Here is a 3,409-nt window from a genome sequence, read left to right on the forward strand (position 1 = left end):
GGGCGGGACGCCGCCGGAGGGGTTCAATTTCGAGCTGTTCCTCGACATCGAAGGCAAGAAGATCTCCAAGTCCAAGGGCAACGGCCTGACCATGGACGAGTGGCTGCGCTACGGCACGCCCGAGAGCCTGAGCTGGTACATGTTCCAGTCGCCGAAGTCGGCCAAGAGCCTGCATTTCAACGTCATTCCGCGCGCGATCGACGACTATCTGGCGGCGATCGAGGCCTACAAGACCCAGGAGCCGGCCAAGCGGATCGACAATGCGGTCTGGTCGATCCACTCGGGCGAGCCGCCGACCCATACGTCGCCGGTGTCGTTCGCCCTGCTGCTGAACCTGGTCGGCGTGGCCAATGCGTCGTCCAAGACGCAGCTGTGGGCCTATTTCGCGAAGTATCTGCCCGAGGCGACGCCCGAGAATGAGCCGCTGCTGGACCGGCTGATGGAGCGGGCGCTGAACTACTACGAGGATTTCGTGAAGCCCTCGAAGTCCTATCGCCTGCCCGACGACAAGGAGAAGGCGGCGCTGCTGGATCTGGCGGGGCGGCTGAAGGCCCTGCCCGACGACACGACCGATGGCGAGCTGATCCAGGGCGAGGTCTATGCGGTGGGCAAGGAGCACGGGTTCGAGCCGCTGCGCGGCTGGTTCGGGGCGCTGTATGAGGTGCTGCTGGGCGCGTCTCAGGGGCCCAGGTTCGGCTCGTTCGCGGCCATCTATGGGTTGTCGCAGACCGTTCAGTTGATCGAGGCCGGGGCGCATGGGGAACTTGCCAGCCAGGCGTGACTGTGGCCGATATGTCCGTCATCGTACATGAACCGAAAATAACGGTGAAGCTCCGGGAGCCTTCATGTGGGCTCGGGCATTGTGCAGCCATCGACCAACCTCGATGAAATGGAGAGAGCCATGTCGAAGACATTCAAGATCACCCTGGCCACCGCTGCTGCGATGGCTTCCCTCATCACTGCGGCCCCGATGGCTGCGTCCGCCCAGTCGAACGGCATCACCAGCTGTGACGCTCCCGGTGGCCGCCAGCAGGCCGGTGCCGTGATCGGCGGCGTGCTCGGTGCCCTGGCCGGCAGCCGGATTTCCAGCAACGAACGTGCCTTGGGTGCCGTCGCCGGCGGTGCCGCCGGTGCAGCGGCCGGTTCCTACATCGGCTGTAACCAGCAGCGCGCCCGTGCCACCCAGATTTCGACCGGTGGCCAGTACCGCGCCCTGTCGAACCTGAACGTCCGTTCGGGCCCCGGCACCAACTATCGGGTCGTGTCGCGCCTGTCGGCGGGCCAGCCCTTCAGCGCCTCGGGCTCGGAAGGCGAGTGGGTCCAGATCGCCGGTGGCGGCTGGGTCAACGCCCGCTATGTCGGCGCCAACTAGGTAAGGGCGCTATCGCTCGGCTCGCGGAGCCTCGCTGCTTGAGCGCGCTTCGAGTGTGATTTTGAGAAGGGCCGTTCCGAAAGGGGCGGCCCTTTTTCCTTGCCTACTGGCTGACCCAGAGTATCCGCGCCATCCAGGCGACCTGGCGGCGCGGGACGGTGCGGGGCGGGTAGGCGGGGTTGATGGAGCCCAGGGTCACCGTCCGGGCGTTGATGGCAAGGATCTCCTTGGCCATGGTCTCGCCGTCGGCGGTGCGAACCACGACGCGGTCGCCCTTGCGCACGGTCGACTGCGCCGGATCGACGATGACGCGGTCGCCGGGGCGGTACAGGGGGACCATGGAATCGCCAGATATCTCGAGGCTGAACCGGCCCTCTGCGGCGCGGGGCAGTTCGGTCTGTTCCCAGCCGTCGCCGGTCGGCAGGCCCGCGTCGTCGAAGAAGCCGTCGGCCCCGGCCTGGGCCAGTCCCAGCAGAGGCAGTTTCGCCGGCGCAGAGGCGTCCTCGGCGAGATCGGCAAAGTCGCCGAGCGAAATCCGCGTCGCCTCCAGCACCCGGGTCAGGCTCTCGGTCGAGGGCCAGCGGGGGCGGGGGGGATCGCCGGGGCCGAACCGTTTGGACGGGTTGAAGCTGGTCGAATCCAGCCCCGCCCGGATCGCCAGCCCCGAGGCCGACAGCCCCTCGCGCCGCGCCAGATTGTCGACGGCCTTCCAGATCTTGGCATGGGACAGGGGCATGGGCGGACAAGGCTCGCACTGATTTGCCCGCAGGATAGTCGATGTAAGAATATAAGCCTAGTCTGGAATTCTACTCCAGTCCTGCCGCCCTGCGCTCCTGCCAGGCCCAGAATGTGCCGATGGCCAGGGAGATGAGGACGCCATAGCCGGCCAGGTTCAGGACGGTCAGGAAGGCCATCATCGGCGGCCGGACATCGATCATCAGGACGACGTGGCTCATGACGATCAGAAGGTCGCAGGCGGCGGCCCAGACCGGCCAGGTCTTCTTCGACTTCCAGATCAGCCCGATCAGGACCAGAAGCATGGCGGTGTCGACGGCGAAGACGCCCCACTGGACCTCGTAGAGCTCGCCGTCCGTCTGGAGCAGCATCGAGGCGAACCAGCCCAGGATATAGGCCCCCGCCGCGATCCGCTCGGGCTCATCACCCTTCAGGAAGGCGAACACGCAGACGCCGACCACGAGGATCGCGCCGACCTGGGACCATAGGGAATCAAACATAAGAACGCCCTCGTGCCGAATGACACGAGGGCGATCCTGTCGTGAATCGCTTCCAATCAAAATGACTGGAGGCGAACATTACGTCGAATTCAGACGGCGCGAAGGCGACGACCCGAGGCAGCGACGTCCGTCGGAGCGAACGGAACCTTGTCGGGCTCGGGCCAGCCTTCGTCGGGCTTGTCGAGCGGACCGATGGCGTAGGTGCCCCAGCCCATGCGACGGTGGTCTTTCTGGAGTTCGGCGTGGCAGGCGACGATGGCGTCGCGAGCGGCGGCCAGTTGCGCGATGGTTTCCATGGCCTTGGTTTGCGAACCCGCGAAGGCCACCGGCGAGATCGACAGGGCGGCGCGGGCGCCGATCATCGACTGCACCAGGGTGGTCGCCTGGGTGATCGCGGCGTCGACCGCACGTTCCGTAGCAGTCAGGTCACCGGCAACGCCGGCAGCGATTTCGGCACGTTCCATTACTGTATCCCTCCAAAAGCAACAGATGAAGGAAAGCTTAACACGCGTCAGGCGAAAGCGGTAGGGATTTGTTTACCTTTGGCGCGAAAGCAGCCGTGATCCCGCCCCCGTTCGGCGGCGTATCCTCGGGCTTGTCCAGCGGACCGATGGCCAGGGTTTCCAGCCCCAGTTTTCGGGCGAGAGCGGCCAAGGTGTTGTGGGTATCGACCATGTGGGACCGGGCTTCGGTCAGGGCGGCGATCGAGGCTGCGGCCCCGTCAAAAACGCGTTGGCCTGTGACGGCCGGCAGATAGGCCTCGGCCCGTGCCCGGGGCAGGAGCGCCATCAGGGTGGAACTC

Annotated in this window: 5 protein-coding genes and 1 pseudogene; 2 read left to right on the forward strand and 4 right to left on the reverse strand. The window is 65.8% G+C overall.

Translation table 11 applies throughout. The features are described 5' to 3' along the window. Both lysK and ACILQR_RS16105 read left to right on the forward strand, forming a co-directional pair. A pseudogene (gene lysK, locus ACILQR_RS16100) lies at positions 1–781 on the forward strand (lysine--tRNA ligase); the annotation flags it as partial. Positions 782–901: 120 nt separating this feature from the next. Continuing rightward, positions 902–1,372 (forward strand): SH3 domain-containing protein, encoded by a 471-nt coding sequence (locus tag ACILQR_RS16105; RefSeq protein WP_395652380.1) that lies wholly within the window; start codon positions 902–904, stop codon positions 1,370–1,372. A gap of 103 nt (positions 1,373–1,475) precedes the next feature. Here ACILQR_RS16105 and ACILQR_RS16110 read toward each other — a convergent pair whose 3' ends face one another. From ACILQR_RS16110 to ACILQR_RS16125, 4 genes are all read right to left on the reverse strand, one after another. Next, positions 1,476–2,108 (reverse strand): helix-turn-helix transcriptional regulator, encoded by a 633-nt coding sequence (locus ACILQR_RS16110; protein WP_395652381.1) that lies wholly within the window; start codon positions 2,106–2,108, stop codon positions 1,476–1,478. Between the two features lie 70 nt (positions 2,109–2,178). Then, entirely contained in the window at positions 2,179–2,607 is a 429-nt protein-coding gene (locus tag ACILQR_RS16115; RefSeq protein ID WP_271144786.1) for a hypothetical protein, read from the reverse strand. 89 nt (positions 2,608–2,696) lie between these two features. Next, positions 2,697–3,071: a hypothetical protein gene (locus tag ACILQR_RS16120; protein ID WP_395652382.1), complete on the reverse strand. Its 375-nt coding sequence runs from the start codon at positions 3,069–3,071 to the stop codon at positions 2,697–2,699. 37 nt (positions 3,072–3,108) lie between these two features. Then, positions 3,109–3,409: hypothetical protein (locus ACILQR_RS16125; protein ID WP_395652383.1), on the reverse strand; the 301-nt coding region annotated here is incomplete at its 5' end.

The organism is Brevundimonas sp. (assembly GCF_044239655.1).
Taxonomy (GTDB): Bacteria; Pseudomonadota; Alphaproteobacteria; order Caulobacterales; family Caulobacteraceae; genus Brevundimonas.